Below are 23,245 nucleotides of genomic sequence, written 5' to 3'. Positions count from 1 at the left end.
GGGAGGGGTTTCGACAATGAGGTCACCCGGTAAGGCAGTCTGGATCACCGCACTCGTGTCAGCCATGGCAGTCTCATCGGTCATGGCGTTCCCCACCGCTGATGCGGCCACCTCGGTCACCACGTTCGCGACCTCGTTCGAGCCCTCCGAGACTCAACCCACGTGGGTGGACAGCGTCGAGGAGCTGCCGGACGGCAGCAAGAAGGCGCTCGGCGTCGACGGCCAGTTCCGTACGGGCATCCCCGGCAACATCATGGAGCAGGTCACCGAGATCAAGGCGAGCGGCGAGTTCGCCGAGGCTGGTGAGGTCAAGGAGAACCTCGCGGACGGTGACGTCAACAGCAAGTGGCTCGTGTTCGCCAGCACCGGCTGGGTCTCGTTCAAGCTGACCGAGCCCGTTGCCGTCGTACACTACGCGCTGTCGTCGGCGAACGACGCTCCCGAGCGCGATCCGCGGGACTGGAGCCTGCAGGGCTCGCAGGACGGAACGACGTGGACCACGCTCGACTCCCAGACCGACCAGGCATTCCCCGAACGATTCCAGACCAAGGAGTACCGCTTCACCAACACCACCGCGTACCTCTACTACCGCATCGACATCACCCGGAACGGCGGCACCGACATCGTGCAGCTCGCCGAGCTGCAGTTGTCGAACGGTGACACCACTCCTCCGCCGCCGTCCGACATGCGCACCCGCGTCGGCAAGGGCCCGAAGAGCTCGCCGACCGCGAAGGGCAGCGTCGGCTACACCGGACTGCGCGCGCTGGAGTACGCCGGCAGCCACAAGACGACCGGCCGCGGCTACTCCTACAACCGGCTGTTCGACGTCGACATCGCCGTCACCCCGACGACCGAGCTGTCCTACCTGCTGTTCCCGGAGATGCCCGGCGGCGACCTCAGCTACCGCACGACGTACGCCGCGGTGGACCTGGCGTTCAGCGACGGTACGTACCTCAGCGAGCTGAACGCCGCCGACCATCATGGCGCGACGCTCAGCCCCACGGGGCAAGGGGATTCGAAGACCGTCTACGTCAACCAGTGGAACCACAAGGTCTCGAACATCGGCGCGGTCGCGGCCGGCAAGACCATCGAGCGGATCCTGCTGGCGTACGACAATCCCCAGGGCACCGGCGTCTTCCGCGGCTGGGTCGACGACCTCACCATCACCGACGCGCCCCCGACGAGGACGTTCGCGAAGAAGAGCGACTATGCCCTCACCACGCGCGGCACCCAGTCGACCGGCAGCTTCTCGCGCGGCAACAACTTCCCCGCGACCGCCGTTCCGCACGGCTTCAACTTCTGGACGCCGATGACGAACGCCGGCTCGCAGAGCTGGTTGTACGAGTACCACAAGGCCAACAACGCGGACAATCTGCCGACCCTGCAGGCGTTCGCAATCAGCCACGAGCCGAGCCCGTGGATGGGCGACCGGCAGACGTTCCAGGTGATGCCGTCCGTCGCCACCGGCGCGCCGGACCCGAGCCGGGCTGCCCGCGCACTGCCGTTCAAGCACAGCAACGAGATCGCGAAGCCGCACCACTACGGCGTGACGTTCGAGAACGGTCTCCGCACCGACATCGCGCCAACCGACCACGCGGCGCTGATGCGCTTCACGTTCCCCGGCGCCGACAGCAGCCTGATCTTCGACAACGTCAACAACAACGGCGGTCTGACGATCGACGCGGCCAACCGCGCGATCTCTGGCTACTCCGATGTCAAGAGCGGCTTGTCAACGGGCGCGACGCGCATGTTCGTGTACGCGACGTTCGACGCGCCTGTCACCGCGAGCGGCATGCTGCCCGGCAGCGGGCGGCCGAACACCGGCTACGTCCGGCTCGACGCCGGCGCCGACCGCACGGTCAACCTGCGCATCGCGACCTCGCTGCTCAGCGTCGCGCAGGCGAAGAAGAACCTCGAGCTGGAGATCGCGGCGAACGACACCTTCGAAGCCGTACGCGACCGCGCGCAGGCGCTCTGGGAGATGAAGCTCGGCATCATCGAGGTCGAGGGCGCGACGCCGGACCAGCTGACGACGCTGTACTCGAACCTCTACCGACTGTTCCTCTACCCCAACTCCGGCTTCGAGAACACCGGCACCGCGGCGAGCCCCGTCTACAAGTACGCCAGCCCGGTGTCGCCGCCGGCGGGCGCGGACACTCCGACGCAGACGGGCGCGAAGATCGTTGCTGGCAAGGTGTTCGTCAACAATGGCTTCTGGGACACGTACCGGACGACCTGGCCGGCGTACGCCTTGCTGACGCCGAAGGAAGCCGGCGAGATGGTCGACGGCTTCGTCGAGCAGTACCGCGAGGGCGGCTGGGTCGCACGCTGGTCGTCTCCGGGCTACGCGAACCTGATGACCGGCACCTCGTCCGACGTGGCGTTCGCCGACGCGTACCTCAAGGGCGTACCAGGCCTGGACGTGCCGTCGACGTACGCGGCGGCCATCCGCAACGCGACGGTCGCGCCGCCGAACGACAACGTCGGCCGGAAGGGCCTGTCGAGCTCGATCTTCCTCGGCTACACGCCGACGTCGACCGGCGAGGGCATGTCGTGGGCGCTGGAGGGCTACTTCAACGACTACGGCATCGCGAACATGGCGCAGCGGCTGTACGAGCAGGCCAAGCCGAACGACCCGAACCGTCAACGCTACAAGGAAGAAGCAGAGTACTTCCGCAACCGTTCGCAGAACTACGTGCACATGTTCGACCCGCGGATCGACTTCTTCCAGGGTCGCAACGCCGACGGCACCTGGCGGCACGCGCCGGCCGAGTTCGAGCCGCGCGACTGGGGCGGCGACTACACCGAGACCAACGCGTGGAACATGGCGTTCACCGTTCCACACGATGGCCAAGGTCTCGCGAATCTCTATGGTGGCAAGGACAAACTCGCCAAGAAGTTGGACACGTTCTTCTCGACGCCGGAGACCGGGCTGTTCCCGGGCGAGTACGGCGGCGTGATCCACGAGATGACCGAGGCGCGCGACGTCCGGATGGGCCAGTACGGGCACAGCAACCAGCCGTCGCACCACATCATCTCGATGTACAACTACGTCGGCCAACCGTGGAAGACGCAGGCGAAGACGCGCGAGGCGGTGTCGCGGCTCTATCTCGGCAGCGAGATCGGACAGGGCTACGCGGGCGACGAGGACAACGGAGAGATGTCGGCGTGGCAGCTCTTCGGAGCCCTGGGGTTCTACCCGCTGCAGATGGGCAACCCGACGTGCGCGATCGGCTCGCCGCTGTTCACCAAGGCGACCGTGCACCTGCAGAACGGCAAGAAGGTCGTCGTCAACGCGCCGAAGAACTCCGCGAAGAACGTCTACGTCCAGGGCCTCTCGGTGAACGGGAAGGCCTGGAACAAGTCGTACCTGACGCACGACCAGCTCGCCGACGGGGCGGTGCTCGACTTCGATCTGGGGCCGAAGCCGTCGACGTGGGCGTCCGCGCCTGACGCGGCGCCGCCGTCGGTGACGTCCGGCTCGCAGCCGGCGCGGCCCCTCGCCGACCTCACCGGTGTGGGGCGCGGGACGGCTTCGGGGCCGACAGGGGTGAACGTGGCGCCGCTGTTCGACAACTCCTCGGCGACGCGCGTGACGTTCCCGAACGCGACCGCGTGGGTGCAGTACTCACTGCAGGCGGCCGACTCGGCGCTGTTCTACACATTGACGTCGGGGTCGGCGGCGGGCGATCCGAAGAGTTGGGTGCTGAAGGGCTCGCACGACGGGTCGACCTGGTCGGTGCTGGACCGGCGTTCGAACGAGACGTTCCCGTGGCGGTTGCAGACGCGGGCGTTCAAGATCGACAAGCCCGGCCGCTATGCCCACTACCGACTGGACGTGACGGCGAACTCCGGCACTCCGACCACGACGCTCGCCGAGGTGGAGCTGCTGGGCAAGCCCAAGGCCGTACCGCCCCGGTAGGTTGGGGCAGGTGACGAACTACGCGCAGACCGAGCGGGCTGCCCTGTGCGACCTGCTCGGGTCCATCGGGCCGGACGCTCCGACGTTGTGTGACGGCTGGACGACGTCGGAGCTGGCCGCGCATCTGGTCGTGCGGGAGAGCACGCCGCAGGCGGCGGGGATCATGCTGCCGCGGTTCGCGGAGCAGACGAACCTCGCGATGACCAACCTGCTGACGCGGTACGGGTACGCCGAGGTGGTCAACCGGCTGCGGGGCGGTCCGCCGAAGTGGTCGCCGACACGGCTGCGGTTCGTCGACGAGGCGATCAACACCGCCGAGTTCTTCGTGCACCACGAGGACGTCCGGCGCGCGCAGGACGAGTGGGAGCCGCGGAAGCTGCCGACCGGCCTGGAGGACCTGCTCTGGAAGCGGGCCTCGCTCGCGGGCAAGTTCATGTTCCGCAAGGTGGCGGTCGGCCTGCTGCTGGCCCGCAACAACGGCCAGGTCCACCGCGTCCGCGACGGCGACCCGACCGCCGTGCTGTCGGGCAAGCCGAGCGAGATCACGTTGTACGCGTTCGGCCGCAAGAACGTCGCCCGCGTCGAGGTCACCGGCCCCGACGCCGCCGTCGAGGCCCTCGCCCAGACCCCACTCGGCGTCTGAGCGCGACTTCACCCACCAAGGGGGCGTTCCCACCCCCTCGAAGCGCGCTCGGAACGCCCCTCTCGTGGGTAAGCGCACGAAGATCAACTGTGGGGTTCTGGCCCAGCCGAGCTCCGCGGTAGCCGGGCAAGGGCGAAGTCGGTCAGGTTCGCGGCGCGCGCTGCGTGCTAGCCTCCAAGCAACAACTGAACACCGCAGACGACAGGGGAGCGCACGCTGAGAGTGCGAGCCGCCGTCGCGGCTCTGGGTAGCACATGTCCGCCAAGAACGCGGACATCGTCGCCTCTCCTGTATCACCCGGGGGGCGACCCCCGGACCCCGCGGCATCACCACTGGCTCGCAGACCCTCGAACCTGATCTGGGTAATTCCAGCGCAGGGAGTTCGATCTGGCCGACGGCAGCGACCTTGCCGTCCGGCAGAAGGCGCCAACCCCCCTCGTCCACTTCCAGGACCAGGGAGGCTCCACCATGAACCAACCCACACCGGTACGCCAAGGCTGGCGGACCGTCGACATCATCGTCGCGGCCGTCGTCGGGGTCGCGTTCGGCGTGGTCTTCGCCGGCTGGAACCTGCTGTGGGCCGCGCTCGGCCCGGCGTTCACCGCGTTCCCGCCGTTGCAGGCCTTCATGTACGGCGTCTGGCTGCTGCCGGGCGTCCTCGGCGGGCTGCTCATCCGCAAGCCCGGCGCCGCCACGTTCACCGAGCTCGTCGCCGCCACCGTCTCGGTGTTCTTCGGCGCGGCCTCACCGCTCGTCATCATCCTCTACGGACTGTTCGAGGGCCTCGGTGCCGAGGCCGTCTACGCCGGATTCCGCTATCGCAGTTGGCGATTGCCGGTCGTCCTGCTCGCCGCGTTCGGCGCCGGCCTCGTTCCCGCGGTCGCCGACAACGTGCTCTACAACGCCGCCTGGGCGCCGCTGTGGATCCTCACGTACGGCGTTCTCGTCCTCGCCAGCTCCACCGTCATCGCCGGTTTCGGCAGCCACGGTCTGGTCCGTTCGCTCGCCAAGACCGGCGTGCTCGCGCCGTTCGCGTCCGGCCGGGAGCAGACCGTCGCATGACGATCCGCGCGAACGGGTGGGGGTTTCGGCACGCGGGCCGCGGCTCGTGGGCGGTCCGCGGCCTCGACCTCGAGATTGGGCACGGCGAGCGGGTGCTGCTCGCCGGCCCGTCCGGCGCGGGCAAGTCCACGTTGCTCACCGCTCTCGCGGGACTGCTCGACCCCGATCACAGCGGCGAGACCGAGGGCACACTGACCGTGGATGGTCAAGCGGGGTTGGTGTTCCAGGATCCCGAGACGCAGTTGGTGATGGCGCGCGCCGGCGACGACGTCGCGTTCGGGCTGGAGAACCACGCCGTCTCCACCGACCAGATCTGGCCACGCGTCGACGCCGCGCTGGAGGCAGTCGGCTTCCCGTACGGGCGCGACCATCCGGTCGGCCGGCTGTCCGGCGGTGAGAAGCAACGCCTCGTGCTGGCGGGGATCCTCGCGCTGAGGCCGTCGATCCTGCTGCTCGACGAGCCGACCGCGAACCTCGACCCCGACGGCGCCCTGCTCGTGCGCGAGGCGGTGTCGAACGTGCTCGCCGAGACCGGCGCGACGCTCGTGCTGGTGGAGCATCGCGTGGACGACTGGCGCCACCTCGTCGACCGTGTGGTCGTGCTCGGCGACGAGAACGGCAGCGCGCTCTGGACACCCGGGTGGCGGCCCGAGATCAGCCGTCCCTCCCCCGCAGTCGGTGCGCCGCGGCTCGTGGGCGACGGCCTCGGATTCGCATACCCGCGGGCCGAAAGCCCGGCCGTCAACGCGGCCGACGTCGTGCTGCACGCCGGCGAGGCGGTCTCGATCAGCGGGCCGAACGGGTCGGGCAAGTCCACGCTCGCGATGCTGCTCGCCGGTCTGCTCGCACCGACCCGAGGCGCCGCACGGATCGAAGGCCACGACAAGCCGCTGCACAAATGGCGGGCCGCCAAGCTCGCCACCACGGTCGGCACCGTGTTCCAGGACCCCGAGCACCAGTTCCTCGCCGCGCGCGTCGACGACGAGCTCGCGCTCGGCCCGCGCCGCACCGGCGTGCCCGAGGCCGAGGTCGCGCGGCGCGTGAAAGAGCTGCTCGAACGACTGCGGCTCAACCACCTCGCGGCAGCGAACCCGTTCACCCTGTCCGGTGGCGAGAAACGCCGCCTCTCCGTCGCGACCGCGCTCGCCACCCAGCCCCGCGCGGTGATCCTCGACGAGCCGACGTTCGGGCAGGACCGCCGTACCTGGCTCGAGCTCGTCGACCTGCTCGCGGCCCTCCGTGACGACGGCCACGCCGTCCTCTGCGTCAGCCACGACGACCTGTTCATCGACGCCATCGCCGACCGCGAGCTCGTCATGCGCAAGGGCGCCTTGACACCCGCGCAGGTGGCGGCCTGATGACGACGATCGCCCTCCCCCTCGTCACCCGCGCGAACGCGCCACTGGCGAGGCTCAACCCGGTCACCAAGCTCGGCGCCGCGCTCGTCGTCATGGCCGCGCTCCTCGTCACCGGCGACCTGCTGACCCCGGCGCTCGTCCTCGCCGTCGAGCTCGTCGTGATCGCCGCGTCCGGCATCGGGTTGCGTACGTTCGTCCTCCGGCTCTGGCTGCTGCTCGTCGCCGCGGCCGGGCTCGGCGTCAGCACGTTCTTGCTCACCGCGGCGACCGACCGGTACACGGTCGCGGCGGCGATGGCCGTACGCATCCTCGCGATCTCGCTGCCCGGCGTCTGGGTGTTCGCGACGACCGACCCGACCGAGTTCGCCGACGCGCTCGTCCAACACCTGAAAGCCCCAGCCCGCTTCACGTTCGGCGCGCTCGCCGCGTTCCGGCTGGTGCCGTTGCTCGGCGACGAGTGGCACACGCTGCTGCTCGCTCGTCGCGCGCGAGGCATCGACGCGGGCTGGTCGCCCATCAGGCGGCTGCGGCTGTTCGGCTCCGCCACGTTCGCGCTGCTCGTCGCCGCGATCCGCCGCGGCGTCCGGCTCGCGACCGCGATGGAGGCCCGCGGCTTCGGAAGGAACCCCGACCGAACGGTCGCCCGCCCGCAACGCATCGGCCCCGGCAACTGGGCGTTCCTTGGGGGAACGGTCCTCGTCGTCGCCGGGGCGATCGCGGTCAGCCTCGCGGTCGGAAGCTGGCGGTTCCTCTTCTAGAGGGCAGACCAGAACGAGCAGTTGTGCTCGGCGGCCAGGTCGACCGACCGGATCCCGCGCCGGCCGGTCGCCAGGGCCTGCACGTGGTCGCTCGTGGCCCGGTAGCGCGGCCAGTACGGCGTGCGCGGGCCGTTCGGATCACCGTCGTGGGCGAACGCGGTCCAGTACGAGATCATCGCGTCGGACAGCTTGGTCTGCGTAGGCGACAGCGGAGCACCCGCGTACGCGCCGCCGAACAGGTACTGCAGCTCCCCCGCGTGGAACGCGCCGGTCGGGTAGACCGGAGCGGCCGTGTCGCCGAACCACGGCGCCGTACGGTCGGCGAACTCGAACGCGAACGTCTTCGTGTGCTTGGCCAGCAGCTTGTTCGTCTGCACTGTCGGGCAGGCCCACGCCCAGTCGGTCAACACGGCCGACATCGCGGCACCGGTGGAGCCGGCGTACGCGCTCAGCGGGTACTTCGCCACGACCTTCGCGAACGCGGCGTCGCCGAGCCCGGTGAACTGCCCGAGCACCGCGGGGTGGGCCCCCGGCGGGATCGCGCCGCCGGTCATGATCTCCATGCCGACCTGGAACGTCACGTGCTCGTCCCTGGTGATGCCGTGCATCACGGGCACCTTCGCGATCCGACCAGCCGCGAGCTGCTTCGCCGGGTCGTTCGGGATCACTCCGCCGCCCCAGGCAGGTCCGTGCCCGTGTTCGTTGTTGTCCGCCTTCAGCAGCTCGGCCGGAGTCTTCGAGCGCAGGCAGGCCGCCGCGGTCGCCGGGTCGTCGCAGCCGGCCTTCTTCGCAACCTCGAGCCCGATCTTCTCCGCCTCGGGCCGAGACTTCGCCCGCCACCAGTCGCCGTACGGCCAGTTCATCGTGCACGGGCCACTCTGCATGATCACCCGGTCGAACAGGCCTCGCGAGCCAGGAGCGGTCAGGTGCGTACACGACACCTGCGCACCGGCGGACTCGCCGAAGATCGTCACGTTGCGTGGGTCGCCGCCGAACGAGGCCGCGTTGCTCCGGACCCACCGCAGCAGCGCCTGCTGGTCCTCGACGCCGAGGTTGCCGGACTTGTGCTTCGCCACCCCACCGTCGAGCGCGGGGTGGGAGAGGAAGCCGAACACGTTCAGCCGGTAGTTGAACGTCACAACGACGACATCGCCCTTGCTGGCAAGGCGATCCGCGTTGTAGATCGCGCCGGATCCCCACTGGAACCCGCCGCCGTGGATCCACACCATCACCGGCTTCTTGCGCTTCGGCGAGGCGTCGAAAGGCGTGGTGACGTTGGCGTAAAGGCAGTCCTCGACGACGCTCGGCTTGTCGCCGATGAAGTCGCCGGCCTGCGCACAGGCGGGGCTGGGCTTGGTGGCGTCGCGGACGCCCTTCCAGTCGGAGGCGGGCCGGGGAGAGCCGAACCGCAGCGCACCGACGGGCGGCGCGGCGTACGGGACGCCCTGGAACACGCGCACGTCGTCGGTCACGGTGCCGCGGAGGAGACCGTTCTCGGTCCGAACAACAGAGGGGTCGGGTCGCGGGGAGGCGAGGGCTGGGCCGGCCACTGCGACGCCGGCGGTCGCCAGCGCGGTGGCGGCGACAACGAACGTCCGGAGCAGTCTGTTCTTCATGCCCTCAACCCTCACAGCGCGGGCACTACCGCGGACATGGAGCGATCCGCCGAGTCCGCCCTGGGGCTAGCCCTACCCGCCATCTTCAACATATAGCGGCGGCGGGACGGGTCCGGCCCACGCCTGAGCAGGTGCGGCAGCAGGTCGCCGAGTCCGTCGCGACCCAGTTCGAGTCCGTCGGCGTCGCAGCGCGGGACCGCGACGTCGTGGTCGGGTGCCGGGCCTTTGCAGCTCGCGGCTCGTTCGGTCGCCGAGCGGGCGGCGATCCCGTACACGCTGCCTTCTCCGCACCATCGGCCCGCTCCCGTACCCGGACGGGACCGGAGCTCGCGGCTGACGTCGAGACCCTGTGGGCAGAGGAAGCCCACCGCTGGAACGGGCTTTTCGGCGAGCCGCTCAACGCGCACGCAGGCGTACGACCGGCACTACTTCTCCGCGCGCACCGATGCCGCTTTACCTGGCGAGTGGGTGCTCTACGCGGGGTGTATCCCACGTGAAGCGGCGAATGATCATGTAAACATGATCAGTCGCCGCCACTCGGGGAGCCACACGTGCCCGGCGAACCGGGCGCAGCGGACCATGGTAAGCGGTCGAAAGGGGACAGCTCTATCCTTGTGCCCGTACCCGCGTCCACGATCGGTCATCCGGCGGGTAATCCATCGCGGCGAAGGGAATCCCGGGGGCTATGGGCGACACGGTTGTCATCACCGGCGGTGCCGGCTTTCTCGGCTCACATCTGAGCGAACGGCTGCTGGCCGATGGCTGCACGGTGATCGCCGTAGACAACTTCTGCACCGGGACGCCAGAAAACGTCGCACACCTGATCGAACACCCCGAATTCCGGCTGATCCGCTACGACGTGACGGAGTACCTGCACGTCGGCGGCCCGGTCGACGCCGTTCTGCACTTCGCGTCGCCGGCGAGCCCGATCGACTACCTCGACCTGCCGATCGAGACGCTCAAGGTCGGCTCGATCGGCACGATCCACGCGCTCGGGCTGGCCCGGCACAAGAAGGCGCGGTTCCTGCTCGCCTCCACCTCGGAGGTGTACGGCGACCCGCTGGTGCACCCACAGCCCGAGGACTACTGGGGCAACGTCAACCCGGTCGGCCCGCGCGGGGTGTACGACGAGGCGAAGCGGTTCGGCGAGGCGCTGACGATGGCGTACCGGCAGAGCCACAGCGTCGACACCAAGATCGTCCGGATCTTCAACACGTACGGTCCGCGGATGCGACCCCGCGACGGCCGGGCGATCCCCACGTTCATCAGCCAGGCGCTGAAGGGCGAGCCGCTCACCGTCGCCGGCGACGGGATGCAGACCCGTTCGGTCTGCTACGTCGACGACCTCGTCGAGGGCATCCTGCGGCTGCTGCGCTCGGAGCACTCCGGCCCGATGAACATCGGCACGCCGAACGAGATGACCATGCTCGACCTGGCGAAGCGGATCATCCGGCTGACCGATTCGACCTCGGAGATCCAGTTCGTCCCGCGTCCGCAGGACGACCCGGCCGTCCGCCGGCCGCGGATCGAGCTCGCCGAGGAGGTCCTCGGCTGGAAGCCCGAGGTCGACGTCGAAGAGGGGCTGCGGCGCACGATCGCCTGGTTCCGTACCGTGCCGGACTTGCTCTAGGGCGCAGGTCTAGCGGAAACTAACGAGTTCACCACGTCCCGCACGCTGACGAGAGAGCACATAGAGATCGTGAAGCTTTCCATCCTGATGCCGGTCTACAACGAAGTCGAGACCGTCGACACCGTGATCAAGCGGGTGTTGGACGTGCAGTACCCCTGCGAGATCGAGCTCGTCGTCGTCGACGACGCGAGCATCGACGGCACCGCGGAGGTACTCGACCGCATCACCGACCCGCGCGTGCAGCTGCTCCGCCACCCGGTCAACCGCGGCAAGGGCGCGGCGATCCGTACGGCGGCCGACGCCGCGAGCGGTGACTACGTGATCCCGTGTGACGCCGACCTGGAGTACCGGCCGGAGGAGATCCCCTCGCTGCTGCAGCCCGTTCTGGAGGGCGAGGCCGAGGTCGTCTACGGGAGCCGCACCTTCGGGAGCCATTCCGCGTACTCGTTCTGGTACGTGATGGGCAACAAGGGCGTGACGACGGTCGCGAACGTGCTGTTCAACGCGTACATCGGCGACCTCGAGACCTGCTTCAAGCTGCTGCCGCTGAAGCTGTACCGGGAGCTCGCGATCGAGTCGAACGGCTTCGGCATGGAGGCCGAGATCACCGGCAAGCTGCTGGCGCGCAAGATCCGCCCGTACGAGGTGCCGATCAGCTACAAGGCGCGCACCCGCGAGGACGGCAAGAAGATCACCTGGAAGGACGGCGTCGAGGCGGTCTGGATCCTGTCCAAGATCCGCGCCCGCGCACCACGTCGCCGCCCGGCGATCGGTCGCTAGCCGCGCCGACACTCGTGATCGCGGAGGTGGACCAGCTCGCCCGAGACACCGACTTCTCGGGCGTGGTGTGGATCGACCGTGCCGGCCAGGTCGAGCTCTCCAACGCGTACGGGTTCGCCAACCGCGCCTACCGCGTCCCCAACACCGTGGACACCAGGTTCGGCATCGCCAGTGGGAGCAAGGGTTTCACTGCTCTGGCCGTGTTCTCGCTGGTAGGCGACGGCGCACTGGCGCTGGACACGACGGCCCGTTCCCTGCTCGGCAAGGATCTTCCGCTGATCGCGGACGACGTGACCGTCGAGCATCTCCTCACGCACTCCTCCGGCATCGGCGACTATCTGGACGAGGAAGCCGACCTCGAGATCACCGACTACCTCATGGGCGCGGCACACGAGCTGACCACGACCGAGGCGTTCCTGCCGCTGCTGGACGGGCACCCCACCAAGTTCCGCGCCGGTGAGCGTTTCGGCTACTGCAACGGCGGATTCGTGGTCCTCGCCCTGCTCGCCGAACGGGCCAGCGGGGTCGGCTACCACGACCTCGTGCGCGAACGAGTGCTTCGCCCTGCCGGCATGACCAGGACCGACTTCCTCCGTTCCGACGAGCTCCCCGCCGACGCGGCCGTGGGCTACCTGCCCTTGGACGGAACGGACCGCTCCAACGTCTTCCATCTCCCCGTGCTGGCCACCGGCGACGGCGGCATCCACACCACCGCTGCGGACATGTCGACGTTCTGGCGTGCGTTCTTCGCCGGGGACATCGTGGGTCCGGTCGAGGAGGTCGTACGGCCACGCCGGGACGTGCCCGATCAGTCCAGGCGCTACGGCCTCGGCTTCTGGCTGCACCCGACCACCGACACGGTGATGCTGACCGGGTACGACGCCGGCGCTTCGTTCAAGTCGACCCACGACCCGCAGACCGGCACCACCTGGACCGTGGTCTCCAACACCTCCCCCGGCGCCTGGCCGATCGCCCGAGCACTCACCACAGGGTGAGCGACTCCCGGAACACCGCCCCGAGCACGTCGGCGTCGACCGGCATGGGTGCGATCGTCAACAGGCGTTGCTGTTTCAGGGCACCGTCGACGAAGTCGTCGATGTCGGACTCGGTGTAGCCGACGGCGGCGAGGCCGTTCGGAGAGTTCGTGTCCCTCATCAGCCGGCGGATCGCCTCGGGCAGCCGGTCCTCCTCCGGTCCGTCCACCGACGGGTCGAGCAGCTGGGCGGCGCGCAGGTGGCGGGAGGGGTTGCTGGCGTACGTGTGCCTGAACGCCGCGGGCGCGGTCAGCACGACGGCCTGGCCGTGCGGGACCATCGCCTCGTCCGCCGGGTAGTCCGCCGGGTGGTAGCCCGACGGGACGCGGCCCGCGATCGGGTAGGCGCAGGCGTGCGGGATGTGCACACCGGCGTTGCCGAAGCCCATGCCGGCGAACAGCGCGGCCTGCAGCATGTCCGTCCGCGCGGCGACGTCGTCACCCTTGCTGTACGCCGTGCGGAACGAGCGGGCGAGCATCGGGAGCGTGTTCTCGATCCAGATGTCGGAGATCGGGTTGGCGCCGCAGTAGGCGACGCGTTCCTCCGGCTTCTTCCGGTCGTAGTCGTCGTACGGCCGGGCGGTGTACGACTCGAGTGCGTGGCAGAGGATGTCGAACCCGGTCGCGGCGGTCACGCCGGGCGGCAGGGAGAGCGTCACCTGCGGGTCGACGACGGCGAGGACCGGGCGCAGCCGCGGGTGGCTGATGCCCGTCTTCACCTTGAGGTCGAGGAAGTCCATGATGCAGACGGCGGTGCACTCCGCACCCGTGCCAGCGGTCGTGGGGACGGCGACGAGGGGCTTGACCGGGCCTTGCGGGGCGAGGCCCTTGCCGATCGGCTTGTTGACGTAGTCGAGCAGGTCGGCCGGGTAGCTCGTGAGCAGGTTGACCGCCTTGGCGGTGTCGATCGACGAGCCGCCGCCGACCGCGACGAAGCCGTCCCAGTCGCTCTCCTGGGCGTACGCGATCGCGGCCTTGACGCTGACGTCGGTCGGCTCGACGTGCACGTCGGCGAAGAGGCCAGCCTCCAGCCCGGCGCTCCGCAGCGTCTCGACGACCCGCTCCGGAAGCCCGGTCGCCGCGACACCCGGGTCGGTGAGAACGAGGACGCGGCGTACACCCAGCTGCGCGACGTCGTACCCGATCTCGTCGACGGCACCCGGTCCGAACTTGATCGGCGGCGCTGCCCAGGTGAAGACCGACTCGGCTGCCATACGACCCCTCCGTCGTTCAACATGGCGGAAATAGAGCTTTGGATCCGAAGGAATCCTAGCTTCCCCTCTCAGCAGCTCTGGCTCAACGCAGCAAGCGTCAAGTCACGATCGCCCTCGGCGCCGCGGTCGGACTCGCCACGCTCGTTGGTGAACTGCTCTGGCGCGTTCCCGTGCAGCCGTCCGACCAGATCAACTACCTGGACGCGGCGCAGGCGTTCCCCGAGCCGCCGTCGAGCTTCTACCACACGATCACCATGCGGATGGGCATCGTCCTGCCGATGCGCCTGCTGCTCATGCTGTTCGGCTTCAACGAGGCGTCGTACTACCGTCGGCAACTCGGTCGTCTTCCCCGACCTCACCCAGCCGCTGGTCGACCCGCTCGCGACCGCCTTGTTCTGTTGGGCTCTCGTCCTCGCCGTCGCGCTCCGCCAGCACCGCCAGCACCGCCCGCAGACCTCGTCGACGCTGCTGCTGAGCATCGCCCGCTTCTGGCTCCCGATCATCCCGGCCGTCTGCCTGGGCGGCGTCGGCGCGCTCTACCTGCTCGCCCGCCAGGAGGCGCGCCGCTATCCGTTCCTGATCACCCGGGCCGCCGGGATCGCCGCCTGCCTGGTGCTGCTCGGCACCTTCGGCAACACACCTGTGCTGCCGCCCAGGTGGGAACGCGTCTTCGAGAGCTCTCATCGCGGCATCCAGGTCTTCCGCGTGCCCTGAGCCGGGCAACTTCAGTAGTCGCTACGGAGGACGGCCCCGCCGCGGCCCTGGTCTGCTGGGGTCAGCCGGAGCCGCCTGGCCGGCCATGACCCCCAACCGTGCGGCGGTCATGCGGCTCTCGGCCCTCCCTCGGATCACCTGGGTCACCCGGTACCGTCGTAAGACGTGACAGCCGAGCGCACCGAGTTCCACGTCGACGCCGTCCTGCTGGACCTCGACGGCACCCTGATCGACTCGACCCCGATCATCGTCCGGTCCTGGTCACGGTGGGCGGAGGAGTTCGGCGTCACCACCGCCCAGTTCGAGGCGCTCGGCTCGCTGCACGGACGGACGTCGGGCGCCATCGTCCGCGCCCTCGTCCCGCCGGACCGCGTCGCGGCGGGCGAACGGCGCATCGACGAGCTCGAGACCACCGACGTCGACGGCCTCGTACCGCTCCCCGGCGTCACCGCGTTCCTCGCCAAGATCCCGGCCGGCAGGTGGGCGATCGTCACCTCCGGCAACGACGCCATCGCGGGCGTCCGTACGAAGGCGGCCGGCCTCGAGCCCACCGTGCTCATCACCGCCGACGATGTCACGTACGGCAAGCCGCACCCCGAGCCGTTCCTGCTCGGCGCCGAGCGCCTCGGCGTCGCGCCGGAGCGCTGCCTCGTGATCGAGGACGCCCCCGCCGGCCTCGAAGCCGCCCGCAAGGCCGGCATGCGGACGATCGCCGTCACCACCTCGCACCGCGCCGCGGACCTCGACGCCGATCTCGTCGTCTCGGGCATCCACGAGCTCGACCTGCACGTATCCGGCGGGCCGCTGATCGTCCGGGCCGCCGGCGCGGCATCATCTGAGGACTGACTCGACAGTTCCAGGAGGTCGCGGTGCCCAGCAGGCTTCAGGGCGTCATCGCCACATCGATCGTCGCGCTGCTCGTGACGGCGGGGTGCTCCGCTGGCAGCGGCACGTCCAACCCTCCCGAACAGGAGGCAAAGGAGCTCACGGTCGGGCTCATCGCGGAGCCCGCCAGCCTCGACTTCACCCGCAACGACGGCGCCGCGATCCCCCAGGCACTGCTGCTCAACGTGTACGAGGGCCTGGTCAAGCTCGACGCGAACGGGAAGATCGTTCCGCTGCTCGCCAAGGGCTACACGGTGAGCGACGACCGCCGTACGTACACGTTCACGCTGCGAGAGGGCGCGAAGTTCAGCAACGACGCTCCGTTCACGGCTGAGGACGCCGCGTTCAGCATCAACCGCGTCAAGACGGACTGGACGGTCTCACTCAAGGCCGGCATGGACGTCGTCGACACCGCGGTCGCGACCAACCCGACCACGCTGCAGGTCACGCTCAAGCAGCCGAGCAACTCCTGGCTGTTCCGCATGACGACCCGCATCGGCGCGATGTTCTCGCGTACGGGCATCAACGACCTCGCGACCAAGCCCATCGGCACCGGCCCGTACACCATGAAGAGCTGGAAGCGCGGCGACGTGATGACGCTCGCCGCCAACCCGGACTACTGGGGCACGAAGCCGCCGACCGAGACGGTGTCGTTGAAGTACTTCAAGGACCCGACCGCGATGAACAACGCCCTGCTCACGGGCAGCATCGACGTGGTCAGCTCGGTGCAGGCGCCGGACAGCCTGGGCCAGTTCAAGGACACCTCGAAGTTCCAGATCATCGAGGGCACGACGAACGGCGAGGTCGTGATGTCGTTCAACGACGGGAAGGCCCCGTTCACCGACAAGCGCGTCCGCCAGGCCATCTGTTACGCGATCGACCGGCAAGCCGTGATTGACACCGCATGGGCAGGGCACGGCGAGCTGATCGGCTCGATGGTCCCGCCGACCGACCCCTGGTACGAGGACCTGTCCAAGCTCTACCCGTACGACCCGGAGAAGGCGAAGACGCTGCTCGCGCAGGCGGGCACACCGAAGCTCACGCTGCGGTTCCGGATCCCCAACCTGCCGTACGCCGTGGCGGCGGCTCAGGTGGTGAAGTCGCAGCTCGCGGACGTCGGCATCACCGCGCAGATCGATGTCCTCGAGTTCCCGGCGCGCTGGCTCAGCGAGGTCTTCACCAACGCCGACTACGACATGTCGATGATCGCGCACGTCGAGCCGCGCGACATCGCGAGCTGGGCGAACCCCAAGTACTACTGGCGCTACGACAACAAGCAGGTACAGAAGCTGCTCGCCGAGGCGGACAGCGGCACCGAGGAGGAGCAGGTCGCGAAGACCAAGCAGGCCGCCCGGATCCTCGCCGAGGACGCGGCCGCGGACTGGCTGTTCCTGTTCCCGAACCTGATCGCGGCGAAGGTCGGGGTGAAGGGGCTCCCGAAGAACGTGATCTCCGAGGCGTTCGACCTGACCGCGGTGTCGAAGAGCTAGGTCCCTCCCCATGGTCCTACGGCTGCTGAAGCGTACGGCGGTGTTCGTGGCCAGCATCGCGGCCGCGACCATCGTCGTGTTCGCGTTCATGGCCGTACTCCCGGGCGACCCGGCAGAGGTCGCGCTGGGCGTCAACGCGACTCCCGAGGCGGTCGCCGCGCTGCGGGCCGAGTTCGGCACCGACCGGCCGCCGGTCGTGCAGTACCTCGACTGGGTGGGTAGTCTGGTCACCGGCGACTTCGGGATCTCGTACGTCACCCGCGACCTGATCGGCCCGCAGGTGGTCGACCGGCTGCTGGTGACGTTGTGGCTCGTCGTCACCTCGATGGTGCTCGCGGTGCTGATCGCGGTGCCGGTCGGGACCGTGATGGCCGTACGGCATCGCGGCCTGTCCGGGCTGGCACTGTCGGCGTTGAGCCAGCTGGGCATCGCCGTGCCTGCGTTCCTGGCGGGCATCCTCGCGGTCGCGTTCTTCGCCGTTCGCCTTGGCTGGTTGCCTTCTGGCGGTTGGACGCCACCGAACCAGGACCCCGTCTCTTTCGTCCAGCACCTGATCCTGCCGGCGGCCGCGCTGGGCATCGCGCAGGCGGCGGTGCTGGCACGGTACGTCCGCACCGCCGTGCTCGACGTGCTGCGCGAGGACTATCTGCGCACGGCGCGGGCGAAGGGACTGACGCCGTACCGCGCGCTGCTGCGGCACGGGCTGCGGAACGCCGCGATCCCGGTGAGCACGGTGCTGGGGCTGCAGCTCGCGACGCTGCTCGTCGGCGCGATCGTGGTCGAGCGGGTGTTCGTGATCCCCGGGCTCGGCTCGCTGCTCCTCGACGGCGTCGCCAACCGCGACCTGCTGCTCGTGCAGGGCGTCGTGATGGTGCTGGTGGTCGCGGTGCTGCTGGTCAACTATCTGGTCGACGTGCTCTACACCGCGCTCGATCCTCGGTTGCGGACCTCATGAGCGCGCGGCTGACCTACCTGCGTCCGCGCAGCCCGAGCCTGATCGCGGGCGGCGTGCTGATCGGCGTGGTCGTGCTGATCGCGCTGGTCTCGTTCGTCTGGACGCCGCACGACCCGTACCGCGTCGAGGCGACTTCGCGGTTGCTCGGTCCAGGGTCGGAGTTCTGGCTGGGGACGGACAAGTTCGGCCGGGATCTGCTGAGCCGGTTGATGGTCGGCGCGCGGACGACGCTGTTCGTCGGCATCGTGGCGGTCGGCGTGGCAGCCGTGCTCGGCACCCCGCTGGGCATCCTGGCCGGGATGAGCCGGGGCTGGCTGGGCTCGTTCGTGATGCGCGGGAACGACCTCGTGCTCGCGTTTCCCGCACTCTTGTTGGCGATCATGTTCGGCGCGGTGTTCGGCGCGAGCACGTTGACGGCGATGGTCGCGATCGGTGTCGCGACCGTGCCGGCGTTCGCGCGGATCGTGCGAGCGGGCACGCTGCAGGTGATGTCCACGGAGTACGTCCTGGCCGCGCGCGCCGCCGGTCGGCGCCGGCTGGGGATCGCCGTACGACACGTGCTGCCGAACGTCGTCGGGCTGATCATCGTGCAGGCGTCGGTGGCCTTCGCGATCGCGATCCTCGCCGAGGCGGGGTTGTCGTTCCTCGGCTTCGGTACCGCTCCCCCGGTGCCGTCGTGGGGTCGGATGCTGCAGGAGTCGCAGGAGCTGCTCACCTCGAACCCGCTGCTCGCGGTCTGGCCGGGAACGGCAATCGCCCTTGCGGTGTTGGGTTTCAACCTGTTCGGCGACGGTCTGCGAGATGCGTACGACCCGAAGCTGGTGCAGCGATGAGTGTGCTGTCCGTCTCCGGGTTGTCCGTGCACGCGGGGTCGTCCGCGCTGGTCGACGACGTGTCGTTCGCGCTCGAGCCGGGCGAACGGGTCGGGCTGATCGGCGAGTCCGGCTCGGGCAAGTCGATGACCGCGCTCGCGGTGATGGGACTGCTACCGGAGGGGCTGCGGGCCTCCGGGTCCGTCGGGCTGGCGGGCGAGTCCGCCAACCTGCTGACTCTTCGCGAGCGTCAGCTGTCGGCGTTGCGCGGAAGCCGGCTGGGCATGGTGTTCCAGGAGCCGATGTCGGCGCTGAACCCGACCATGCGGGTCGGCGACCAGCTCGCCGAGGTGCTGCGGATCCACGGCGCGTCGCGGCAGGCGGCCGCCGCGCGTGCGGTCGAGTTGCTGACGCAGGTGCGGTTGCCGGACCCGGCGGGAGCGGTCCGCGCGTACCCGCACCAATTGTCCGGCGGGCAGCGGCAGCGCGTGATGATCGCGATGGCGTTGGCGAACGACCCGCTGGTGCTGATCTGCGACGAGCCGACGAGCGCTCTCGACGTGACCGTGCAGGCCAAGATCCTGGAGCTGGTCGTCGAGGCGACCGCGGACCTGGACACGTCGGTGCTGTTCATCACGCACGATCTGCCGGTGGTCGCGACCGTGTGCGAACGCGTGCTGGTGATGAAGGACGGCGCGATCGTCGAGTCGGGTCCGGTGGCCTCGGTGTTCACGACGCCGGAGCACCCGTACACGCGGCTGTTGCTCGACGCGGCGACGTTCGGGCGTCCGACCTCGTCGTCGCACAATGCGGTCGACCCAATCGTCGACCTGTCCGGGGTGAGCCGTACGTACCGGCGCCCGCGCCGGAGCCTGTTCGGCCCGCGCCCAGAGGTGCGGGCGTTGCGCGACGTACGCATGTCGATCGCGGCCGGGCAGCGGTTCGGGGTGGTCGGCGAGTCGGGGTCGGGCAAGTCGACACTCGTGCGCCTGATCGCTGGATTGGACAAGCCTTCCGTTGGCTCGATTCGGTTTGCTGGCAGGCGAATAGAGGCACTGCCGGAGCGGCGGCTGCGGTTCCTGCGCGAGGACCTGCAGATGGTGTTCCAGGACCCGGCCGGCTCGTTGGACCCGCGGATGCGCGTGCGGGACATCGTGGCGGAACCGCTCGTGTCCCTGCAGCGCACCACCGAACGCGACGTCGACGCCCGCGTGGCCGAGCTGTTGACGGCGGTCGGGCTGCCCACGGACTCGGCGGATCGGTATCCGCACCAGTTCTCCGGTGGGCAGCGGCAGCGGATCTCGATCGCGCGGGCGCTGGCGCCGCGGCCGCGCGTGCTGGTCGCGGACGAGCCGGTGTCGGCCCTGGACGCGCCGATCCGCGCGCAGATCCTGGAGCTGCTGGCACGGTTGGTCGACGAGTACGACCTGACGATGGTGTTCGTGTCGCACGACCTCACCGTCGTGCGGCAGGTGTGCGACATGGTCGCGGTGTTGCACGACGGCGAGCTGGTGGAGCTCGGGCCGACCGAGCAGGTGTACACCGAGCCGCAGCACCCGTACACGCGGGAGCTGCTGGCTGCCGTACCGACGCTCGAGAAGGCCCTTGCCTCGAAGGGAGTTCGGTGACTGTCGCCGTGGACGCCGAGGGCGTCGTCGCGTTCACCCAGGAGCTGGTGCGGATCCGGAGCGTGCACGACCCCGCCGCCGGCTCGGCGGAGTCCGCGGCCGCCGCGGCCGTGGTCGAGAAGATGCGGTCGTTCGGATGGTCGCCGGTCGTGACGGAAGTCGCACCGGGTCGGCCGAACGTCGTGGCCGTTGTGCCAGGTGGCGGGGGTCCGGGAGCGACTTTGTTGTTCGAAGGCCATACGGACGTCGTGACCGAGGGGGATCTTTCGGACTGGACCGTCGATCCTTTTGGCGGGTCGATCGTGGACGGGCGCCTCTTTGGTCGTGGGTCGGCGGACATGAAGTCGGGGCTGGCGGCCTGCTTGTACGCCGTTCGGGCCCTCCAGCTGGCGGGGCCGTTCCCCGGACGGATCGTCGTGTGCGCACTGGTGGACGAGGAAGGCATGATGCTCGGCGCGAAGGCGTTCGCCTCTTCGCCGTTGGCGCGCGAGGTGGACGGCGCGGTCATCGCCGAACCCGAGGCGGGCGAGATCTGCCTGGTCGCGAAGGGCGCGATCCGGCTGCGCGTCTCGTTCGCCGGGGCGATGGCGCACGGGGCGATGCCGCAGCACGGGCGGAACCCGATCCTCGCCGCCGGCCGGCTGTTGGGGTCGCTCGCCGACCTGCAGGCCGAGCTGCAGAAGGCGCATCCTTCGCACGAGCATCTGGGCGAGGTGTATCTGACACCGACTGTGCTGGCTGCCGGGTCGGTCGAGCAGATCAACGTGATCCCGTCGCACTGCACGGTGTGCGTGGACGTACGGACCATTCCCGGGGTCTCGCATGCCTCGGTGGTCTCGCTGGTCGAGTCGCTGGCCGCGTCGGCTGGTGCGCCGGAGGGTGTGCGTTCGTCGGTGTCGGTGGTCGACGACCGGCCGCCGGTGGACACGCCGTCGTCGCATCCGTTGGTAGGCGCGCTCGCCGCCGCGCACTCGTCTGTCTATGGCACGCCCGCGGAGTACGGCGGCGTGCCGGGCGCGACGGACGGGACGATCCTGACGCGCGATGCGGGGATGGTGACGATCGTGTACGGACCGGGCGGCAAGTGGATCGCGCACCAGGCCGACGAGTTCGTCGAGGTGGACGAGATCGTCAACTGCACAAGGGTTTTCGCCGAGACCGCTCGACTCTTTCTAGGGGGCTGACCCATGGACTACTCGCAGTTGTTCCGGCTCGACGGTCGTCGTGCGGTGGTGGTCGGTGCCGGCAGCGGCATCGGCCGGGAGGCCGCTCTCGCGTTGGCCGCGCACGGCGCCTCGGTGGTGTGCGCGGACCGCGACGGCGACACCGCCGCGGCGACGGCGGAGGCCTGCGGCGGGTCGGCGTCCTCGTACGTCCTGGACGTCCTCGACAGCGCTGCTGTCCTGGCCTCCGCTGCCGCTCTGGGCGACGTGGACGTGCTGGTGTTCACGGCGGCGGTGAACGTACGCAAGCGGCTGCTGGACTACACGGTCGAGGAGTACGACCGCGTCCTCAACCTGAACTTGCGCGCCTCCTTCGAGCTGGTGCGAGCGTTCGGGCGCGGGATGGTCGACCGCGGTCGGGGCAGCATCATCGGCTTCTCCTCGATCCGCGGCCAGACGGTCGAGCCCGGCCAGGGCGTCTACGCGGCGACGAAGGCGGGCCTGATCCAGCTGCTGCGGACGGCCGCGGCGGAGTTCGGCCCCGCTGGCGTCCGTGCCAACGCCATCGCCCCGGGCGTGGTCGAGACGCCGCTGACAGCGCAGATCAAGCAGCAGCCGGAGTGGTACGCCGCGTACGCCAACAAGAGCGCCCTGGCCCGCTGGGCAACCCCCTCCGAGATCGCCGGCGCCGTGGTCTTCCTGGCCTCCGACGCAGCCTCGTACGTGACCGGCTCGGTCCTGACCGTCGACGGCGGCTGGACCGCCATCGACGGCCGTTTCGACCCGCCCGCTTAGGCACTCCGTGGGTGAAGCGTCGTGGTCGCCTTACCCGGCCAGTGACCCCTCTACCTGGCGTCCACCCCACGTAAAGCGGCAAATGATCATGTAAACATGATCATTTGCCCCAGGGCGGGGTGGGGCGGGCCGGTCGAACCCACCGCCAGACGAAGGCTCGAGGCTGGCTACCTGTCGAGCGCCAGGCCGTAGCGCGCTGGCTGGTCGCCGATGCCGGTGTTCTTCGCCGTGTAGGTCTGCGAGAACTGCCCCGACAGCCCGTCGGTGGTCCCATCGAGGATCGTCACGGAGCCCTGCAGCGCGTTCTCGAAGAGCGCGCCAATCTGGAGCTCGTTCCGTCCGTCTCCGTCGAAGTCCCGGAACGCGAGGCTGCCGCCGAAGAAGTCGTGCGTCTCCGGGTCGTCCTGGACTCCGGACGAGTTCTGCGTGAACGTCTCGATCCGGGCGGTCGAGGTCACGATGCCCTTCGCGTCGCCGTAGATGACGACGACCATGCCGGCTTCCCGCTTCGACGCCACGACCTCGCCGGTGATGCCGATGGCGAGCTCGGCCCGCCCGTTGCCGTTCACGTCACCGATGGCGACGTCGAACCCGAAGTAGTCCAGCTCCTCCGGGTCGTCGGGGATGCGGGCACTGGCCTGGGTGATCTTGGTCATCCCACGGGTCGCGTTGAGGCCGGTCTTCGAGCCGTACCAGATCTTCACCTGACCGGCCTGCTCCTGACCATTGATCTCGACGCTGATGTCGCCGAACGCCACGTCGTCAAATCCGTCGTTGTCCAGGTCGC

Annotated in this window: 20 protein-coding genes; 16 read left to right on the top strand and 4 right to left on the bottom strand. The window is 69.3% G+C overall.

Annotation, left to right across the window (positions count from 1 at the left end; translation table 11 throughout):
* Positions 1-82 precede the first annotated feature (82 nt).
* From JOD67_RS20680 to JOD67_RS20660, 5 genes are all read left to right on the top strand, one after another.
* Complete coding sequence (locus JOD67_RS20680; RefSeq protein WP_205119239.1) at positions 83-3,922, top strand: GH92 family glycosyl hydrolase; 3,840 nt, start codon at positions 83-85, stop codon at positions 3,920-3,922.
* Positions 3,923-3,932: 10 nt separating this feature from the next.
* Positions 3,933-4,565, top strand: coding sequence for a TIGR03085 family metal-binding protein (locus JOD67_RS20675; protein WP_205119238.1), 633 nt, complete (start codon positions 3,933-3,935; stop codon positions 4,563-4,565).
* Between the two features lie 468 nt (positions 4,566-5,033).
* Entirely contained in the window at positions 5,034-5,627 is a 594-nt protein-coding gene (locus tag JOD67_RS20670; RefSeq protein WP_205119237.1) for an ECF transporter S component, read from the top strand.
* Positions 5,624-6,985, top strand: coding sequence for an ABC transporter ATP-binding protein (locus JOD67_RS20665; protein WP_205119236.1), 1,362 nt, complete (start codon positions 5,624-5,626; stop codon positions 6,983-6,985). Before JOD67_RS20670 ends, JOD67_RS20665 begins: the two co-directional genes overlap by 4 nt.
* Positions 6,985-7,743, top strand: a complete 759-nt coding sequence (locus JOD67_RS20660) for an energy-coupling factor transporter transmembrane component T family protein (protein ID WP_205119235.1) — start codon at positions 6,985-6,987, stop codon at positions 7,741-7,743. Before JOD67_RS20665 ends, JOD67_RS20660 begins: the two co-directional genes overlap by 1 nt.
* On the opposite strand, the gene JOD67_RS20655 is transcribed toward JOD67_RS20660, so the two are convergent.
* Both JOD67_RS20655 and JOD67_RS20650 read right to left on the bottom strand, forming a co-directional pair.
* Positions 7,740-9,359 (bottom strand): carboxylesterase/lipase family protein, encoded by a 1,620-nt coding sequence (locus tag JOD67_RS20655; RefSeq protein WP_205119234.1) that lies wholly within the window; start codon positions 9,357-9,359, stop codon positions 7,740-7,742. The two genes, JOD67_RS20660 and JOD67_RS20655, sit on opposite strands and share 4 nt — an antisense overlap.
* Before the next feature lie 11 nt (positions 9,360-9,370).
* Complete coding sequence (locus JOD67_RS20650; protein WP_205119233.1) at positions 9,371-9,766, bottom strand: hypothetical protein; 396 nt, start codon at positions 9,764-9,766, stop codon at positions 9,371-9,373.
* 278 nt (positions 9,767-10,044) lie between these two features.
* Between JOD67_RS20650 and JOD67_RS20645 the strand changes: the two genes are divergently transcribed.
* The 3 genes from JOD67_RS20645 (at position 10,045) to JOD67_RS20635 (ending at position 12,764) form a co-directional block, all read left to right on the top strand.
* The gene (locus tag JOD67_RS20645) at positions 10,045-10,989 is read left to right on the top strand and encodes a UDP-glucuronic acid decarboxylase family protein (protein ID WP_205119232.1); all 945 of its coding nucleotides are present in this window, start codon (positions 10,045-10,047) and stop codon (positions 10,987-10,989) included.
* Positions 10,990-11,058: 69 nt separating this feature from the next.
* A complete protein-coding gene (locus JOD67_RS20640) occupies positions 11,059-11,769 on the top strand; it encodes a glycosyltransferase family 2 protein (protein WP_307782477.1) in 711 nt (236 codons plus the stop codon).
* 14 nt (positions 11,770-11,783) lie between these two features.
* Positions 11,784-12,764, top strand: a complete 981-nt coding sequence (locus JOD67_RS20635) for a serine hydrolase domain-containing protein (protein WP_205119231.1) — start codon at positions 11,784-11,786, stop codon at positions 12,762-12,764.
* Here the strand turns inward: JOD67_RS20635 and JOD67_RS20630 are convergent.
* Positions 12,751-14,016 (bottom strand): hydroxyacid-oxoacid transhydrogenase, encoded by a 1,266-nt coding sequence (locus tag JOD67_RS20630; protein WP_205119230.1) that lies wholly within the window; start codon positions 14,014-14,016, stop codon positions 12,751-12,753. The two genes, JOD67_RS20635 and JOD67_RS20630, sit on opposite strands and share 14 nt — an antisense overlap.
* A 390-nt stretch (positions 14,017-14,406) precedes the next feature.
* Between JOD67_RS20630 and JOD67_RS20625 the strand changes: the two genes are divergently transcribed.
* The 8 genes from JOD67_RS20625 (at position 14,407) to JOD67_RS20590 (ending at position 22,458) form a co-directional block, all read left to right on the top strand.
* Complete coding sequence (locus JOD67_RS20625; protein WP_205119229.1) at positions 14,407-14,730, top strand: hypothetical protein; 324 nt, start codon at positions 14,407-14,409, stop codon at positions 14,728-14,730.
* Between the two features lie 165 nt (positions 14,731-14,895).
* On the top strand, positions 14,896-15,576 hold the full coding sequence (locus JOD67_RS20620) for an HAD-IA family hydrolase (protein ID WP_205119228.1): 681 nt from the start codon (positions 14,896-14,898) through the stop codon (positions 15,574-15,576).
* Between the two features lie 23 nt (positions 15,577-15,599).
* Positions 15,600-17,105 (top strand): ABC transporter substrate-binding protein, encoded by a 1,506-nt coding sequence (locus JOD67_RS20615; protein ID WP_205119227.1) that lies wholly within the window; start codon positions 15,600-15,602, stop codon positions 17,103-17,105.
* 10 nt (positions 17,106-17,115) lie between these two features.
* Positions 17,116-18,060, top strand: coding sequence for an ABC transporter permease (locus tag JOD67_RS20610; protein ID WP_205119226.1), 945 nt, complete (start codon positions 17,116-17,118; stop codon positions 18,058-18,060).
* A complete protein-coding gene (locus tag JOD67_RS20605; protein WP_205119225.1) occupies positions 18,057-18,893 on the top strand; it encodes an ABC transporter permease in 837 nt (278 codons plus the stop codon). The genes JOD67_RS20610 and JOD67_RS20605 overlap by 4 nt, the downstream gene beginning before the upstream one ends.
* Positions 18,890-20,500 carry a dipeptide ABC transporter ATP-binding protein gene (locus JOD67_RS20600; protein WP_205119224.1) on the top strand — a complete coding sequence of 537 codons (1,611 nt, stop codon included), beginning with the start codon at positions 18,890-18,892 and terminating at the stop codon, positions 20,498-20,500. The genes JOD67_RS20605 and JOD67_RS20600 overlap by 4 nt, the downstream gene beginning before the upstream one ends.
* Positions 20,497-21,684: a M20 family metallopeptidase gene (locus JOD67_RS20595; RefSeq protein ID WP_205119223.1), complete on the top strand. Its 1,188-nt coding sequence runs from the start codon at positions 20,497-20,499 to the stop codon at positions 21,682-21,684. Before JOD67_RS20600 ends, JOD67_RS20595 begins: the two co-directional genes overlap by 4 nt.
* A gap of 3 nt (positions 21,685-21,687) precedes the next feature.
* Positions 21,688-22,458, top strand: coding sequence for an SDR family NAD(P)-dependent oxidoreductase (locus JOD67_RS20590; RefSeq protein ID WP_205119222.1), 771 nt, complete (start codon positions 21,688-21,690; stop codon positions 22,456-22,458).
* A gap of 167 nt (positions 22,459-22,625) precedes the next feature.
* Here the strand turns inward: JOD67_RS20590 and JOD67_RS20585 are convergent, their stop codons facing one another.
* The gene (locus JOD67_RS20585; RefSeq protein ID WP_205119221.1) at positions 22,626-23,216 is read right to left on the bottom strand and encodes an FG-GAP repeat protein; all 591 of its coding nucleotides are present in this window, start codon (positions 23,214-23,216) and stop codon (positions 22,626-22,628) included.
* Positions 23,217-23,245 lie beyond the last annotated feature (29 nt).

Origin of the sequence: Tenggerimyces flavus, assembly GCF_016907715.1 — a bacterium.
Taxonomy (GTDB): domain Bacteria; phylum Actinomycetota; class Actinomycetes; order Propionibacteriales; family Actinopolymorphaceae; genus Tenggerimyces; species Tenggerimyces flavus.
Note: the sequence above shows the minus strand (reverse complement) of the source record. Positions and strands in the feature narration are given on the sequence as shown.